Below are 14,705 nucleotides of genomic sequence, written 5' to 3'. Positions count from 1 at the left end.
AATTCTCTCAAACAGGAATACAATCAAGATAGGCTACTGTTTTTAATACCCAACCCCACCGGCTGTCCATTTTCCTCTTTATCGTCAATATGGACACTAAATAGGTATAATATCTGTCACAAAGTAACTCAATATGCGTATGACATCACAATGGATAGAGGTCGACGAGACCGGCAGCGGTACTGTAGAGGATCCTTTCCGTCCAGCAATCGATTCTTCCCAGAATTTCAGCGGTGTTCACGACAAAGCGAACGGCAAGTTCATCGTCCGCGTCGACGACCCTGATTCGGATGGCACGAGCCTACAGTCCGAGTCGATGAGTGTGTCGTCTAGCAGTGGAGCCGTGTCATTGACTGACGGTGAAGCCGCAGAGCGCCTCAATTCGGTTCTTGGAGAAGACCGCGAGCCGTCCGAGTGGAACGACAGCTACTCCACTGGAAAATAAGTATGGACGAGAGGAAACAAGCTGATTCACAGCACAAAACGTCACGTCGACAGGTGCTGAAGACGATTGGCGCATCGACGATTGCACTGGCTGGTGGCGCGGTTGGAATGTCCAGCATGAGTTCCGTCGCCAGTGCGAACCCGAGTACGTACGTCCTCGAAGATTTCGAGTACGGCGATTTGAGCAGTTACTCGTTCCAGTGGAACGGAGAAAGCGACCACGCGAACATCGTCTCCAGTCCGGCGTACAACGGACAGAAAGCCCTGGAGATTGCTGACGACAGCGCGAACCTGACTCGGACTGATATTCAGACGAGTTCTGACAATCAATACTCGGTTCGGTTCCGTGGCTCTGCCATCGGCCTATTCAGCTACGGCCTGCAAGACGCGAACAACCACTATGGTCTCCGTGTCAATCCGAACACGGACAACATCAAACTGATTCTCAAAGAGTCTGGGAGCTACAGCACCCTCGCACGGAAGTATCCGAACTTCTCTATCGAACCCGACGTTTGGTACGAACTGACCGTCGACTGGGAGTCGGACGGAACGCAGACGTTCGGCATTCGTGGCGGCGGGAACTACGCCGAAATCACTGCGACCGATACCACCTTCTCCTCCGGTGGTATCGGATTCCACGCCTTCCCCGGCAGTGGGAACAGCGTGTACTTCGACTACGCCCGTCACAAGGAACAGCTACCGGACGACATGGTAATAGAGAGTTTCGAGTCGAACGATCTCTCGGATTATGCATTCGGGTACGGTGGCTCCGCTGCTGAGTTGGTCGGTGAACCCACGTACACCGGGTCTCAGGCAGTGCGTTTCTCCGGCGACCACACCCACATGGTCCGGACCACTGGCTTGAGCCACACTCCCTGTACTGGAGAAGGGTTCACCTATCACGTCCGAGCCGAATCCGGGTCGCCAACGATCCTGTGCCATTACTTCGTGCAGGACCTCGACAACCACTACAGCATTCGGTTGAATTACGAGAACGATAGTCTGCAGATGTACAAGCGGACTGATGGGAGCTACAGTACGATTGGCCGGAATTATCTGGACTTTACATTAGATCAAAACAGCTGGGTTGAGTTGCAAGTGCGGGTAAATGTACGTTCTGAACATGAGCTAAGTGTGACACAAGGTCGCAATGCAGAGAGATTTACTTGTACGGAGTCAGCTTGGAGTTCTGGCGGAATCGGCTTCCACTCTGTCGTGGGAGATAGTGAATCGATTGTTGTTGACCGAGCGACACATGATTACCGGTCACTCACTTCCACTGAATTGTCTGAGGCACGTGGTCCTATTGAATCCTCACAACAAATGAATTTAGTAACTTCTGAACTCGCCGATCGTGGGTTCAGTGTGGAAACGTCAGGGTGCGTAGGAAAGCGAGTTGCTAAATCTTACTGTCACGTTGTAGATGGGGTCGAATACAAGTGTAATCATTCGACTCCTGACGACAACAAAGCAGTACTTGTTGGGTATAATCGAGGAGACAATCAATTTGTCAAATCGGTCTCTCAGAAAAGAGGCGAACCAAACGTTCACATCATGAGTACCAAAAACACTGTAGAAAATACTGAAGAAGGAATCGCTATGATGCACTCGCTCAACGGAGGTTCGAACTAATGTCTGGAGGATCGTACGATTTTCCACACTTAGAACATGTCGGTTCAGTAGATTACGGCGAGACACCCCTTTGCCAATTTGTCGATGAGAACGAAATAGGGGTACTCGTAATAGGAGGTGTGTCTCTCATTAGTAACCCAGTTTTTTCAGCAATAGGAGTGGCTTGGTATGTCGGTAGTGGAACCTGCATACTAGATGATTGGCTATCAGAACAGGACTACGGATGCACCAACGTGACGATAGAGATATACAAAAGAGTGGGAAACCTTCCTCTAATTGAGGATGACCTACTTGATAATATAATTGCACCAACCCGGTTTGGTGTTCCCGTTTGTAACGGTTCAGTCGTTGCATCTGCAGAGCAACTGGCAAAGGATTTAGACCCCTACGTAACCCCGATTGTTGATTTGGTAGCAAAAGAGTACATAGATCTTGGTGAAAGCATTTTTTCGGGGCCAGATATTGTACTTTGACCTATGGAACACAGAAAGTTGAGCCGAATACTCACCGCTATTACTGTGATAGCGGTGCTCATTATCGCATTAATCACTACTGATGCGTATCTCTCAGGGTATTCGAGCGTCCCTGGATATGACGACCCTCTCTATCTCACTCTCGTCTGGGTGTTGGTCCTCGCCTTCGCGTATAAATGGTATCGACTATGAACATCTGCTGGCCATAACCGGCCGCCATCCGGCAGAACACGCAACCCACACGGACACCTTTCCGTCTCGCACCCGAGACACCACACATGCCCATCCAGAACCAGTCCGACACGTTCGCGCTCGACGGCGAGACCGAGGTCAGCCGCCTCGGCTTCGGCGCGATGCGCATCACGGGCGAGGACGTCATCGGCCAGCCGGACGACCCGGAGAACGCCCACGACGTGCTCCAGACAGCGGTCGACCTCGGCGTCGACTTCATCGACACGGCCGACTCCTACGGCCCCGGCGTCTCCGAGCGACTCATCGGCGAGGCGCTCGACACCCGGCGCGACGACCTGACCATCGCGACGAAGGGCGGCCTCCTTCGGAACCGCGACGGCGACTGGCTCCCCATGGGCGACCCGGACTACCTCCGGAACGCCCACCTCTGCAGCCTGGACCGCCTCGGCGTCGACTGCATCGACCTGTACCAGTACCACCGCCCGGACCCGGAGACCGACTTCGAGGAGTCCATCCAGGCGCTCGCTGAGCTGCAGGACGACGGCGTCGTGAAGCACCTCGGCGTGAGCAACGTCTCTGTCGAACAGCTCGACACCGCCCGCGAGCACGTCGACGTCGCCACGGTCCAGAACCGCTACCACGTCGCCTACCGGGAGGAACAGGACGTGCTCGACGCGTGCGAGGAGTACGATATCGGCTTCATCCCGTGGTACCCGCTCGGCGCGGGCGACCTGGACGAGGTCGGCGAGGACATCGACGCCGTGGCCGAGGCCCACGACGCGAGCCGGTACCAGATAGCTCTCGCGTGGCTGCTCCACACCTCGGACGTGACGCTGCCGATTCCGGGCACCTCGAGTCTCGACCACCTGGAGGACAACGTCGCGGCGTCGGCTATCGACCTGTCCGACGAGGAAGTGTCGCGGCTAGATGGGGCGATGTGAGGACGGGAGGCAGTCCGCGAGTCACGACAGAAACGAGAGACATCCCCGTCGCCTCGCTCTCCTCCCCAGCCGACTCGGTGCTCTCCGCTTCGCTCCTCGCCCCTCGCGCGGCTACCGCTCGCAGCCTCGCCCCTCACGCCGCTACCGCTCGCAGCCTCGCCCCTCACGCCGCTACCGCTCGCAGCCTCGCCCCTCACGCCGCTACCGCTCGCAGCCTCGCCCCTCACGCCGCTACCGCTCGCAGCCTCGCGCAATCGCTCGGCTGCTCTCAAGCACGGGCTGCTCGCAAGCACGCGCCAGAGGGGTCGAATCCACCCCATCGCCGAATGTCAGTTGCATCACCCATCGCCAGCCATACATTCAAACCCCACCCGAGAGTAGCGCCGGCCATGCAGGCAACCGGCGTCGTGGCGATAATCGAGAACCAGTTCGTCGCCTGGTTCGGCCACAGCGCCCTGCTCTGGGGACTGTTCGGTGGGGTCGTCATCGCCGGGATGAACATGTTCGGGGCGATGCTGGTCTTCGTCTGGAAGGACCCCTCCGAGCGGGCGCTCGATGCCGCACTCGGCTTCGCCGCCGGCGTGATGCTCTCGGCGAGCTACACCAGCCTCATCCTCCCGGGCATCGAGTTCGCCGGCGGGAACCTCGTGCCCGTCGTCGTCGGCTTCTTCCTCGGCGTCGCACTGCTGGACCGGGCCGACGCCTGGGTACCACACGTTCACGTCGCCATCACCGGCAAGAAGCGGCTGGAGGGACGAGGTGACGACGCCCGGGTCGCCTCCGTCCTGCTGTTCATCGTCGCCATCACGCTGCACAACATGCCCGAGGGGCTGGCCGTCGGCGTCGGCTTCGGCTCTGCGGCCATCGACCCCGGAGCGACCGTCGACGGGAAGAGCGCTCTCGGAAACGCGCTCTCGCTGATGCTCGCCATCGGCATCCAGAACATCCCCGAGGGGCTGGCGGTCTCCGTCGCGGCCATCAACGCCGGGCTCGGCAAGCGGTTCTACGCCGCGTTCGCCGGCATCCGCGCTGGCCTCGTCGAGATTCCGCTCGCACTGTTCGGCGCACTGGCCGTCTCGCTCGCGACACCCATCCTCCCGTACGCGATGGGCTTCGCGGCGGGTGGGATGTTGTTCGTCATCAGCGACGAGATCGTTCCCGAGACCCACGCCAGGGGGCACGAGCGAATCGCCACGCTGGGGACGATGGTCGGCGTGATGGTGATGCTCTCACTCGATGTCGCTCTCGGGTGAACCGACGAGCGAACGGATTCGCCACACTGACACCCTCTCGTGTGGCTACGCCACACATCCTCAGACGATCTTTTTGGTCCTCCAGCCCCGACCACCAGATATGACGCGAACCCGTACCGATTCGGGCTCCCAGCGCGGCCGCTCGAAGTGGACGCTGTACTGTCCAACCTGTGGCCACGCCGCCGCAGTCGACGGCGACTGGGACCGCGAATCCCGCACGTCCGGGACGGCCTACGTCTGCCCCGAGTGCGAATCGACCGTGACGGTCCGCCGGTCGTTCGACGAGGACGACACGGGCGAGACCCCGCCGGTCATCACGCACTGAGCCGACGTCCCCCGGTTTCTTCTCCTCTCGCCACCTTCTCGAACCTGTGGCACTCGCTGGCATTCACCACGTCGCGCTCTCGGTCCCAGACATCGTGGCCGCCGAATCGTTCTACTGCGAGCTGTTCGACGCCGAGGTGCTGTTCCGCGAAGGGACGTTCGACGGCGAGTTCGGCGCAGTTCCCGAGGAGCTCGACTGGCCAGCAGCCAGAGACGCCGGGGTCGAACCCGGCATGAGCTTCGTCGCCCGTGACGACGTCGCGCTGGCACTGGCACAGGACCCGGACGTTCCCGACGGCGGCCCCGTCGACCACCTCGCGGTCGCCGTCGACCAGTCCGACCTCGGGCCGCTCTGCGAGCGTGCTCGTGCCCTCGACTGTGAGGTCGACCGGCGCGAGACGGTCGCCTTCGTCACCGACCACTACGGCATCGAGTGGGAACTGAACGCGAGCGACCCGCCGCCGGAGACGCCGTTCGAGACGCTGGACGTCTGATGGCGAATCGACGGACGGACCCGAAGAATCAGAAGCGATCCGCCTATTCGTTCGCTTCCGCCTTCTCGGCGTACGTCTCCAGGGCGCCGGCCAGCGTCCTCGCCTGGTCAGGCGAGAGCGCGAGTTCGTCGACGTGCGCCGGAAGCTCCTCCTCGGTCATATTATCGAGTTCCGTCTGGAGCAGGACCGTCCCGTCGTCGTCGGTCGTCACGTTCGCGACGGCGAAGCCATCCTGGACGAACCCGTGCCCGCGGGCTTCGGCGTCGACGAGGTCGAGCGTGGTGTAGGCGTTCACCTTCAGCAGTCGGTCGGCCATGGTCGGTCTCAGGGGACGAGGCGACTAAGGCGCTCCGCTCGCCGCGGACTTTCAGCCGTTCCGTGGTAAGACCCCGACCGTCACCGCCACGGCCGAGCCGGCGGTGAAGGGCTCATACCCACACGTCGCCTCTCTCCCGTATGGTCTCTCTCACGACGGCCGCCACGCTCCTCGTCGGCTTCCTCGGACTCGTCCTGCTCGTCAAGGGGGCACAGACCGCCGTGGGAGCATCCATCCGGCTCGCGAAGCACTACGACGTGCCGGACGCGCTGGTCGGTGTGACCATCGTCGCCATCGGGACCAGCCTGCCGGAGGTCGGCGCGAACGTCATCGCATCGTTCGGCATCCTCTCGGGGACGCTCGACCCGGCCGTGGCCTCCGCGACGGTACTTGGCGGTAACATGGGGTCGACCATCACGCAACAGCTGTTGTTGTTCGGTATCTTCCTGTTGGGCTTCGGCCACTACCATCCGAGCGCCCGCTTCGTCCGCTGGACGCTCCTCCCGATGGTCGCCGCGTCCATACTCGTGCTCGTCCTCGCACTCGACGGCCACCTCTCACGGGCCGAGGGCGGCATCCTACTCGTCGGCTACGCAGCGTACACCTATCACGCGATTAGCACCCGAGAACGGAGCGCGGTACCACCCGAACCGGCGAGTCGTCACGTCTGGCGGGACGTCGGAATCACCGTCCTCGGTCTCGCGGCGGTCCTCGTCGGTGCGTTCGTCGTCCTCGAGGTCGTCGAGACCGTGGTCGACCAGCTGGCGCTCGGCGGGTCGATGATCGGCCTCGTCACCATCGGGCTGGCTGCCGCGCTTCCAGAGCTCTCGACGGTGCTCGAAGCCCTGCGACGGCGGACGCCCGACCTCGCAATCGGGACGCTCGTCGGGAGCAACATCGTCAATCCGCTGCTCGCCATCGGCCTCGGGAGCGCCATCTCGACCTACCAGGTTCCGGAGGCCGTCGTCGTCTGGGACCTGCCGGTCCGGGTCGTCGCCGGAGTCGGCATCCTCGCCTGGCTCCGGTTCGTCTCCGGGGGGAGCCTCGGTCGGCGCGAGGGACTCTACCTCGTGGTCGCCTACCTCGTCTTCGTCAGCGGACGGCTGTTGCTGTTCGCCGGGCAGTGACGCGAAAGGAGAAGGCGGCAGACGGTCAGCGGGTCAGTCGTCAGCCTGCGAGTAGGGCGTCCCGTCCGGGGCGGCCGGAGCCGGGCTCGACGCCATGTCGTCGTCCTCGGCGTACGGGTACCAGGTCCGCTTCGTGTTGTGCATGAAGGGGTCCTCGTAGTCCGTCTCCTCGGGTTCGACGAGTTCCGCGAGTTCGTCGGCGTCGCGGTCCGCGACGAAGGCACGGAAGCTCTCGTCGCCGTCGCGCTGCTCCTCGAAGTTCGCGAGCAGGTTCGCGATGGCGCCCGGAACTTCGTCGGCCGGCACGCGCTCGGTGACCCACTCCGCGAAGTGCGGGTCCTCGCCGAGGCCGCCACCGAGACCGATATCGAGGGCTTCGACCGGTTCGCCGTCCTTCCGGGTCTTCATCCCGCGCAGGGAGATGTCCGCGATCTGGGGCTGGGCGCAGGAAGCCGTACAACCCGACAGGTGGATGTGGAAGTCCTCGACGCCGTCGGGGAGTTCGACGTTCTCCTTCAGCCAGCGAGCGTAGCGGACCTGTCGGTTCTTCGTCTCGACGATGGAGAGCGAACAGAACTCGGTGCCCGTACAGGCGATGGAGCCGCGCATGAACGGGTGCGGGTCCGGCGAGTAGTGCTCGAAGACCGGTGCAGAAAGCAGGTCGTCGAGGTTCTCCTCGGGCACGTCCGTGAGGATGATGTTCTGGCGCTGGGTCAGCCGCGCCTCGCCGGAGGCGTACTCGTCTGCGGCATCTGCCATCGCGATGACGTCGTCCGCGCCGACGCGGCCGACGAGACAGTTCAGACCGACGTAGTAGTTGCCGTCGTCCTGCTCGTGGATGCCGACGTGGTCGTGGTGGCCGCCCTTCGCGTAGCCGGCGTTGTAGGTGTACTCCGAACGGAGGTCCTCACCCGCGGTGTGCAGCTCGAAGTCGACGAACTCCTCCTGAAGCGTCTCGCGGAGCTTCTCGGTGCCCCACTCGTCGACGAGGAACTTGATTCGGGCGTTGTACCGGTTCTCACGGTCGCCGTACTCTCGGAACAGCAGGGAGATACCACCGGCGACGTCCGCGACCCGCTCGGGCGTCGCGAACACGTCGATGCTCCGGGCCAGGCGCGGCTCGTTTCGGGAGAGACCCCCGCCGACGCGGATGTTGTATCCCTTCACGCGTTCGCCGTCGATCTCCTTCGTCGCCGGCTCGAGCGCGAGGTCGTTGATGTCGCCCTGGCCACAGCCTTCGCGGCAGCCGGTGACCGAGACCTTCCACTTTCGGGGCAGGTTCGAGTGCTCTTCGTTGCCTTTGAACCGGTCGTTGAGCTCGTGGATGGTCGGCAGAGCGTCGACGTGCTCGTGTTTGTCCTTGCCGGCGACGGGACAGCCGACGATGTTGCGCCACGAGTCACCGCAGGCCTGGAGCGTGGTGAGCCCAACCGATTCGAGCTCGTCCCAGATGGCGGGGACGTCCTCGATGTTGATCCAGTGGAGCTGGATGGCCTGTCGCGTCGTCACGTCGGCCCAGCCGTTCCCGAACTCGGGATTCTCGGCGGGACCCTGCGAGTACTCCTTCGCGACCTCGCCGATCTTGCGGAGCTGGCCAGGTTCGAGCACGCCGGCCGGCGGCCCGATGCGCATCATGAAGTAGGACTCCTGGCCCGCTCGCTGGTGGTACAGACCGTACCACTTGAAGCGCTCGAACCAGGCGTCGCGCTCGTCTTCTGGGATCGAGTCCCAGCCCTCCTCGGCGAACCGCTCCATATGGGCGCGGATGTCCGTGCCGTAGACCTCGGACTTCCACTCCTCTACGTCGGTCGGCATGGGTACGTCTAGACGGTCCAGTCCTATACCCGCACGTGCCGCGTCAGGTAGCCCCGGTACTCCCCACTACCGGAAGCATTTGCCGGGTTCAAGCGTCGCCCGGACGCGCGACGGGTCGAACGGCGAGAATTCGCCGTCTCTGACCCGTCCGACCGGAAGCCAGTCGACGAATCCATCCGTACCGCAGTCGATGCACTGACCCACGGCTCGGACCTCGACCTGATCACGGTCGACGCCGACGTCGGTGAACGCCTCGAGGACGACGTGGGCCGTCTCGCACTCGCAGAAATCTGTGACGGCGAGCGGCCAGATATCGCTGTTCGGCACCTGCCGACGGTTGTTGACGCTTATCCACGCCCCGTCGTCGAGGACTCGCAGTTGCGTGGCCATACCCCCCTGTACGAACTCGTCACTTCTCCCTTCTTCGACACTCGCAAGGGTGCTGGCTGTCGGTGACGGGCTTTCGAGAGCGAACCGCATGACTGCGGCCCATTTCGACCGGGAGAGGGCGTGCTAGATAGCGGCACCTACATCCGGTACCACCGAGCGCCGGATACGATTGTGTCGGCAGCGTGGGTTAAGCCAGATGCCCTCCTAGGGAGGCGTGATGACAGACGAGTCGACGACCGACCGCCAACACGTCTCAGCTGACGTCGCTCCCGAGCTCTACGAACAGGAGGACGAACGATGACACGCCAAAAACACGACGCACGGGACGACGAAGAGCAGCCAGAGAGCGAGGGTGAGACCTCGCGGAAGCACCGACACGACGAGCACCTCCGCGACGTCGAGGTCGGTGCCGGCTGTACCGAAATCTGGGAACACCTGTCGGACCAGCGCGACGAGGAGTGACTCGACCCGCACACAGCAGCGGGGAACTTTTGCTTGATGCCGTGTAACGCTCGCATATGACAGACGACCCGTCACCCCGGGCCGGCCGTGAATCCCCGGTCGGTGCGCCGGTCATCCGGGGCGACCCGTCGGTGACAGGCGAGCACGCGCAGGAGGCAGTCGAGTTCGATCCCGACGACCCCGAGAGCGTCCAACAGGCAGCAGACACGGTAAGACGCTTCGCCGAGAACACGGTCGGTGGGACCGATACCGTGTACATGCTCCGCGGCGCAGCCGCCTGCGCAGCTCTCGTCCGTGGGGTCGGTTCCTACAAGACGGCCGCCGAGCGCGCCGGTGGCCCCGCCACCGTCTCCTTCATCCGCAAGTGGGCCCGCGTCCACGACCTTCCGCACTCCATCCGCAGACACGTCGCGATGGGCCACATCGCGCCCACGGCGGCCAAACACATCGCTCGCGTCGACGGCGAGAACCGGTTCCACCTCGCCTGGGCGGCCCTCGACGGCGACCTGACCGTTCGCGAGGTCCGTACCATCGCGAGCGCCATCAACGACGGCGTCCCCGCCGCAGAGGCGCTCGCCGAGCACGACGTCACCCTCGGCGAACTCACCGTCACGCTCCCGCCAGACGAGTACCGCGAGCTCCGCCGTTTCGCCGCCATCGACAGCCGCTCCGTCGACGAGGTCGTCTCGGACGCGCTCGACGAGTTCCTCTGAGAAGCCGCCCTTACTCCGCGCCTCGCCCACCGCGACAGAACCGCGCTGCAGCGTCGGCGATGACACCAGCCGCCGCCACGACCTCCTCGAAGTCTATCGTCTCGTTCGGGAAGTGCGCCTGCTCGATGCTTCCCGGTCCGAACAGCACCGTCGGGATGCCCGCCGCCTCGTAGTGCCGACTGTCCGCCCCGTAGGTCGCACCCCGCGGTTCTGGGTCGAACCCGTTCGCGCTCGCCGCCGCCTGCATCGCGGTGACGACCGGCGTCTCGAGGTCGACCTCCGCCGCCTCGAACTGGATGGAGAACCGCTCGAAGGTCGGCGGGTGCTCGCGAAGCCAGTCCCGCTCCTCGACGACGCTCGCCAGTCGTTCCTCGAACTCGGCTTCCACGTCGGCGACCGTCTCCCCTGGCGCCACACCGATGCGGACCTGTGCGACCAGCTCGTCCGGCACCGCAGACGCCCAGTTACCCGCCCGAACCGTCCCGAAACAGACCGGCCACTTGACCGGGAACTGCTCGTACAACGGGTGCGTGACGCGCTCCTCTCGCTCCGCTTCCAGCTCCTCGAAGGCGTGTCGGATGGCCTCGAAGTGCGGCAGGACCGACTCCCCCCGCCAGCGAGTCGCCGCGTGGGCCGACCGACCCTCGATGCGGAGTTCCTTCATCACGCTTCCCTCTACGGCCGTCACGACCTCCAGTTCGGTCGGCTCCGCGATGATGGCCGCGTCACGGTCGAAGGGGTACGGGTTCGACAACGCCGCAGCCGCCGCGCCGATGCCACCCTCTTCCTCGCCGGCGACCGACTCGACCACGATTCGACCGTCGAACGCGAGCTCACCTTCCGCCGCCAGTTCTGCAACGTGTCGCGCCGCGAAGACACAGGCAGCCAGCCCCGACTTCATGTCCGCCGCACCACGCGCCGTCACCTGCGAACCGTCCCACACCGGCTCGAAGGGGTCGCTGTCCCACGCACCCTCCGTCACTGGCACCACGTCGACGTGCCCGTTCAGGACCAGCGTCGGCCCAGCGTCCGCGTCCCCGACCTCGACCACCCCTGCGACGCTCGGTCGGTCGGCCGTCTCGATGACGGCCGGGTCGTCCGGGAACGACGGATGCCCGGCCAGTTCCTCGGGGTCGGCCTCCCACTCGTAGGTCTCGAACCCGAACGACTCGAACCGTTCGCGCATCCAGTTCTGTGCCTCCGCCTCGGCGCCACTCGTCGTGTCGAATCGCAACAGTTCCTCGAGGAAGCGTCGAAGCTCCGCCTCCCAGGTCTCGGCGAACTCGTTCATGGCTACGGCCACGCCGTCAGCCGGTAAAGACTCCTCGACATTCCGTTCGGAACGATACTCATTTAACCATCCCCCAGTCAATTATCGAATGCAAGGGCCGGTAGCTCAGTTCGGCAGAGCGTCTGGCTTTTAACCAGACGGTCGGGGGTTCAAGTCCCTCCCGGCCCGTATTCTCACGGCGAGCAACTTCGCGAGCCGTGAGTATCGGACGACGGGAGGGGCTTGAACCAGGGAGCGGCGTAAGCGTCAGCGAACGGAGCGACCGTGGTTCAAGCCCCTCCCGGCCCACTCCTGCGAGGAACGGATGTGATGAGCGGAGAGGCCACTGCGAGGAACGAGAACTGGTGACCGAATCGCGAACAGAACTCGACGGCTCATCGACCGACGAGACGAGACGAAAGACGACGAGAAAGCAGCTTACGACTTCCGGGGCAGGAACGCCATCGACACCAGCAGCGTCAGGGCGACACCTGCAGTGATGATGACTCCCCACAGCCCGTTCTCACGCGCGTGGAACCGGTGTTCCTTCTCGACCGCGTGGTGGAGCGCCTTCTGTCCCTCTTCGCCCTTGGCCAGGTGAACGGTCTCGCCGTTCGGGAAGTGCGCGGCGTACTTGACGCCGTTGAGGGTCACGTTGGCGTTCTGGCCGAAGGTGACCTCGTTCTCCTTGGGCGCAGTCCAGGTGAACTTCACCGACTCGTTCGTGGCGTTCACCGTACTCTGGTTGCCCTTGAACTGCATCTGGTTCGACAGCGTGAGCGTCTGCGTCTGGATGGAGGAGTTGTTCGAACTCGCAACGAACTCCTCGACCGTGACCGCCTGACGGTCGCTCGTGTTCGGCTCACTGTCGATGTACTGCTTGCCGTCGACCCACTTCGGCGAGTACGCGTCCGAGGGTTCCCAGCGGAGCGTCACCTCGCTCGGCGAGGAGGTGTTCGCGATGAACGCCCGGTAGGTCTTGTTCTGGTAGGTGACCGTCGAGTTGTTGGTCCACGTCTCTGAGAACTGCGCCGAGTCGTTCACCCAGATGAGCTTGGCCGTGTACGTGACACCGCCGCCACCGCCACCGTGCCCGCCACCACCTGAAGACTCGGTCGCCGAGATCTCCGTCGTGTTGTACGTGCGCCCGTCGACCGTGAACTCCGTGCCCTTCTGGAGCGTCTGGTCAGGGTTCTCGATACCGACCTTCGGGGCTTCGGCGGTCTCCATCACCACGAACGCCCCGCCGATGAGCACGAGGAAGATAGCGGCATACGCCGCTGCTGCTCGTCGTTGCATAATCGAGGCGAAGTACGCCCGGGGTATAACGGTTACTAACTGGAAACGGCGGACCACGGGCGCTTGCTGCCGCTCGCAGTCTGCAGCGGCGGTGCAGTCTTGTGTGTCTCCACCCAACGGGATGGTATGTCTCTGTACGATGCCGTCGCCGACCTCGACCTGCACGTCGACGACTGCCGACTCACCCGTCACGAGCGCGAGACGTCCAGCGGCTTCACCAGGGTCAGCACCGTCGTCGAGCTCCACGGTGACGGCATCGTCGGACGAGGTGAGGACGTGACCTACGATACGCCCGACCACGATGCCTTCCTCGAGGCGGGCGCACCGTCACTCGCGGGCGCGTACACGTTCGACCGGTTCTCCGACAGCCTCGACGACGTCTCACTCTTTCCACAGCCCCCCGAACGAGAGACCGCACGGCACTATCGCCGGTGGGCCGTCGAGAGCGCTGGACTCGATCTCGCACTGAAACAGGCCGGAACCTCGCTGGCGGCTGCACTCGACCGAACGTACGACCCGGTCCGGTTCATCGTCAGCACGCGCCTCGGTGAACCACCGTCGTTCGACCGGATCGATGCGATCCAGCGCGTCTTCCCGGACGCAGAGTTCAAACTCGACCCCACCTCCGACTGGGACGAGGAACTCTGTGCGCGCCTCGCGTCGACCGATACCGTCCGCGTGCTCGACCTCAAGGGCCTCTACGAGGGAACCGAAGTCGATCAGACACCGGACCCCCAACTCTACCGCCGCGTCATCGACGCGTTCCCGGATGCCGTCGTCGAAGATCCTGCCTTCACCGACGAGACGCGTTCACTCTTCGACGGCCATGAACACCGCGTCAGCTGGGACTATCCCATCACGGGAGTCGAGAGCGTCGAAGCACTTCCCTTCGAACCCAGCTGGCTCAACATCAAACCCTCCCGGTTCGGCACCGTCGAGTCGCTGTTCGAGACCATCGAGTACTGCGACGCTCACGACATCTCCATGTACGGTGGTGGCCAGTTCGAACTCGACGTCGGCAGACAGCACATCCAGGCCCTCGCGTCCCTGTTCTACCCCGAAACCGCGAACGACGTCGCGCCAGGTGGATACAACGACGAAGCGCTCGAGGACGGGTTAGCGACGAGTCCACTCGTGCCGCCGGAAGAACCGCTCGGTCTCGACTGGGAGTGACAGTGCAGCCGCTATGTGTGCGAAAATCGGAGAAAGCCAAGGGCCGGATTTGAACCGGCGATGGGCGGCTCTGCAGGCCGCTGCGTTCGGCCGGACTCTGCCACCTTGGCGCAATCTATAGTACTGCACTCTCGCGTTTAAACGTAGCGATACGCGACACGTTACGTGCGTACGGCGTCGCCACTCGCGAGCTGTAACGACGAAAAGCCACAGAGAGCGATGACTCTCTGCGGCTCGATGAAAGTATGAATGGTGGGCGGCGAACGAATTTTCCCAGAGGCTCGCGCACTCCAGTACTCGCTCGAACGCTGGCGAGCTTAACTTCCGTGTTCGGAATGGGTACGGGTGGCAACCTCGCCGCTATGGCCGCCCTAACGCCGACTCGCG

16 protein-coding genes, 2 tRNA genes and 1 rRNA gene are annotated in these 14,705 nt (G+C 63.3%); 12 read left to right on the top strand and 7 right to left on the bottom strand.

The window, feature by feature from the left end:
* Positions 1-139: 139 nt before the first annotated feature.
* From ACSC1Y_RS09845 to ACSC1Y_RS09815, 7 genes are all read left to right on the top strand, one after another.
* A complete protein-coding gene (locus ACSC1Y_RS09845) occupies positions 140-445 on the top strand; it encodes a hypothetical protein (RefSeq protein WP_435334671.1) in 306 nt (101 codons plus the stop codon).
* Positions 446-447: 2 nt separating this feature from the next.
* Entirely contained in the window at positions 448-2,076 is a 1,629-nt protein-coding gene (locus ACSC1Y_RS09840) for a hypothetical protein (RefSeq protein ID WP_435334670.1), read from the top strand.
* Positions 2,076-2,549, top strand: coding sequence for a hypothetical protein (locus ACSC1Y_RS09835; protein ID WP_435334669.1), 474 nt, complete (start codon positions 2,076-2,078; stop codon positions 2,547-2,549). Before ACSC1Y_RS09840 ends, ACSC1Y_RS09835 begins: the two co-directional genes overlap by 1 nt.
* A gap of 278 nt (positions 2,550-2,827) precedes the next feature.
* Positions 2,828-3,682 carry an aldo/keto reductase gene (locus tag ACSC1Y_RS09830; RefSeq protein WP_435334668.1) on the top strand — a complete coding sequence of 285 codons (855 nt, stop codon included), beginning with the start codon at positions 2,828-2,830 and terminating at the stop codon, positions 3,680-3,682.
* Positions 3,683-4,089: 407 nt separating this feature from the next.
* Positions 4,090-4,935 (top strand): ZIP family metal transporter, encoded by an 846-nt coding sequence (locus tag ACSC1Y_RS09825; RefSeq protein WP_435335157.1) that lies wholly within the window; start codon positions 4,090-4,092, stop codon positions 4,933-4,935.
* Between the two features lie 100 nt (positions 4,936-5,035).
* Positions 5,036-5,260 (top strand): DUF8106 domain-containing protein, encoded by a 225-nt coding sequence (locus ACSC1Y_RS09820; RefSeq protein ID WP_435334667.1) that lies wholly within the window; start codon positions 5,036-5,038, stop codon positions 5,258-5,260.
* Positions 5,261-5,306: 46 nt separating this feature from the next.
* Positions 5,307-5,753, top strand: coding sequence for a VOC family protein (locus ACSC1Y_RS09815; protein ID WP_435334666.1), 447 nt, complete (start codon positions 5,307-5,309; stop codon positions 5,751-5,753).
* A gap of 43 nt (positions 5,754-5,796) precedes the next feature.
* On the opposite strand, the gene ACSC1Y_RS09810 is transcribed toward ACSC1Y_RS09815, so the two are convergent.
* Positions 5,797-6,069, bottom strand: coding sequence for a DUF6360 family protein (locus ACSC1Y_RS09810; protein WP_435334665.1), 273 nt, complete (start codon positions 6,067-6,069; stop codon positions 5,797-5,799).
* A 140-nt stretch (positions 6,070-6,209) separates the two neighbouring features.
* On the opposite strand from ACSC1Y_RS09810, the gene ACSC1Y_RS09805 reads away from it, so the two are divergent.
* Positions 6,210-7,196: a sodium:calcium antiporter gene (locus tag ACSC1Y_RS09805; RefSeq protein WP_435334664.1), complete on the top strand. Its 987-nt coding sequence runs from the start codon at positions 6,210-6,212 to the stop codon at positions 7,194-7,196.
* Positions 7,197-7,229: 33 nt separating this feature from the next.
* On the opposite strand, the gene ACSC1Y_RS09800 is transcribed toward ACSC1Y_RS09805, so the two are convergent.
* Both ACSC1Y_RS09800 and ACSC1Y_RS09795 read right to left on the bottom strand, forming a co-directional pair.
* On the bottom strand, positions 7,230-9,011 hold the full coding sequence (locus ACSC1Y_RS09800; protein ID WP_435334663.1) for a nitrite/sulfite reductase: 1,782 nt from the start codon (positions 9,009-9,011) through the stop codon (positions 7,230-7,232).
* 66 nt (positions 9,012-9,077) lie between these two features.
* On the bottom strand, positions 9,078-9,401 hold the full coding sequence (locus ACSC1Y_RS09795) for a DUF8134 family protein (RefSeq protein WP_435334662.1): 324 nt from the start codon (positions 9,399-9,401) through the stop codon (positions 9,078-9,080).
* 297 nt (positions 9,402-9,698) lie between these two features.
* On the opposite strand from ACSC1Y_RS09795, the gene ACSC1Y_RS09790 reads away from it, so the two are divergent.
* Both ACSC1Y_RS09790 and ACSC1Y_RS09785 read left to right on the top strand, forming a co-directional pair.
* A complete protein-coding gene (locus tag ACSC1Y_RS09790) occupies positions 9,699-9,863 on the top strand; it encodes a DUF8595 family protein (RefSeq protein WP_435334661.1) in 165 nt (54 codons plus the stop codon).
* A 56-nt stretch (positions 9,864-9,919) separates the two neighbouring features.
* On the top strand, positions 9,920-10,576 hold the full coding sequence (locus tag ACSC1Y_RS09785; RefSeq protein WP_435334660.1) for a DUF7119 family protein: 657 nt from the start codon (positions 9,920-9,922) through the stop codon (positions 10,574-10,576).
* Between the two features lie 10 nt (positions 10,577-10,586).
* Here ACSC1Y_RS09785 and ACSC1Y_RS09780 read toward each other — a convergent pair whose 3' ends face one another.
* Positions 10,587-11,867, bottom strand: a complete 1,281-nt coding sequence (locus ACSC1Y_RS09780) for an ArgE/DapE family deacylase (RefSeq protein ID WP_435334659.1) — start codon at positions 11,865-11,867, stop codon at positions 10,587-10,589.
* Positions 11,868-11,961: 94 nt separating this feature from the next.
* On the opposite strand from ACSC1Y_RS09780, the gene ACSC1Y_RS09775 reads away from it, so the two are divergent.
* Positions 11,962-12,035 (top strand) — tRNA-Lys (locus ACSC1Y_RS09775).
* 249 nt (positions 12,036-12,284) lie between these two features.
* On the opposite strand, the gene ACSC1Y_RS09770 is transcribed toward ACSC1Y_RS09775, so the two are convergent.
* Positions 12,285-13,145, bottom strand: a complete 861-nt coding sequence (locus ACSC1Y_RS09770; protein WP_435334658.1) for a DUF8231 family protein — start codon at positions 13,143-13,145, stop codon at positions 12,285-12,287.
* 126 nt (positions 13,146-13,271) lie between these two features.
* Between ACSC1Y_RS09770 and ACSC1Y_RS09765 the strand changes: the two genes are divergently transcribed.
* The gene (locus ACSC1Y_RS09765; protein WP_435334657.1) at positions 13,272-14,318 is read left to right on the top strand and encodes an enolase-like domain-containing protein; all 1,047 of its coding nucleotides are present in this window, start codon (positions 13,272-13,274) and stop codon (positions 14,316-14,318) included.
* 34 nt (positions 14,319-14,352) lie between these two features.
* Here the strand turns inward: ACSC1Y_RS09765 and ACSC1Y_RS09760 are convergent.
* Positions 14,353-14,428 (bottom strand) — tRNA-Cys (locus tag ACSC1Y_RS09760).
* Between the two features lie 141 nt (positions 14,429-14,569).
* Positions 14,570-14,692, bottom strand: a 5S ribosomal RNA gene (rrf, locus tag ACSC1Y_RS09755).
* Positions 14,693-14,705: the final 13 nt, after the last annotated feature.

The sequence above is a fragment of the Haloarchaeobius lipolyticus genome, assembly GCF_051208015.1.
Classification (GTDB): Archaea; Halobacteriota; Halobacteria; order Halobacteriales; family Natrialbaceae; genus Haloarchaeobius.
Note: the sequence above shows the minus strand (reverse complement) of the source record. Positions and strands in the feature narration are given on the sequence as shown.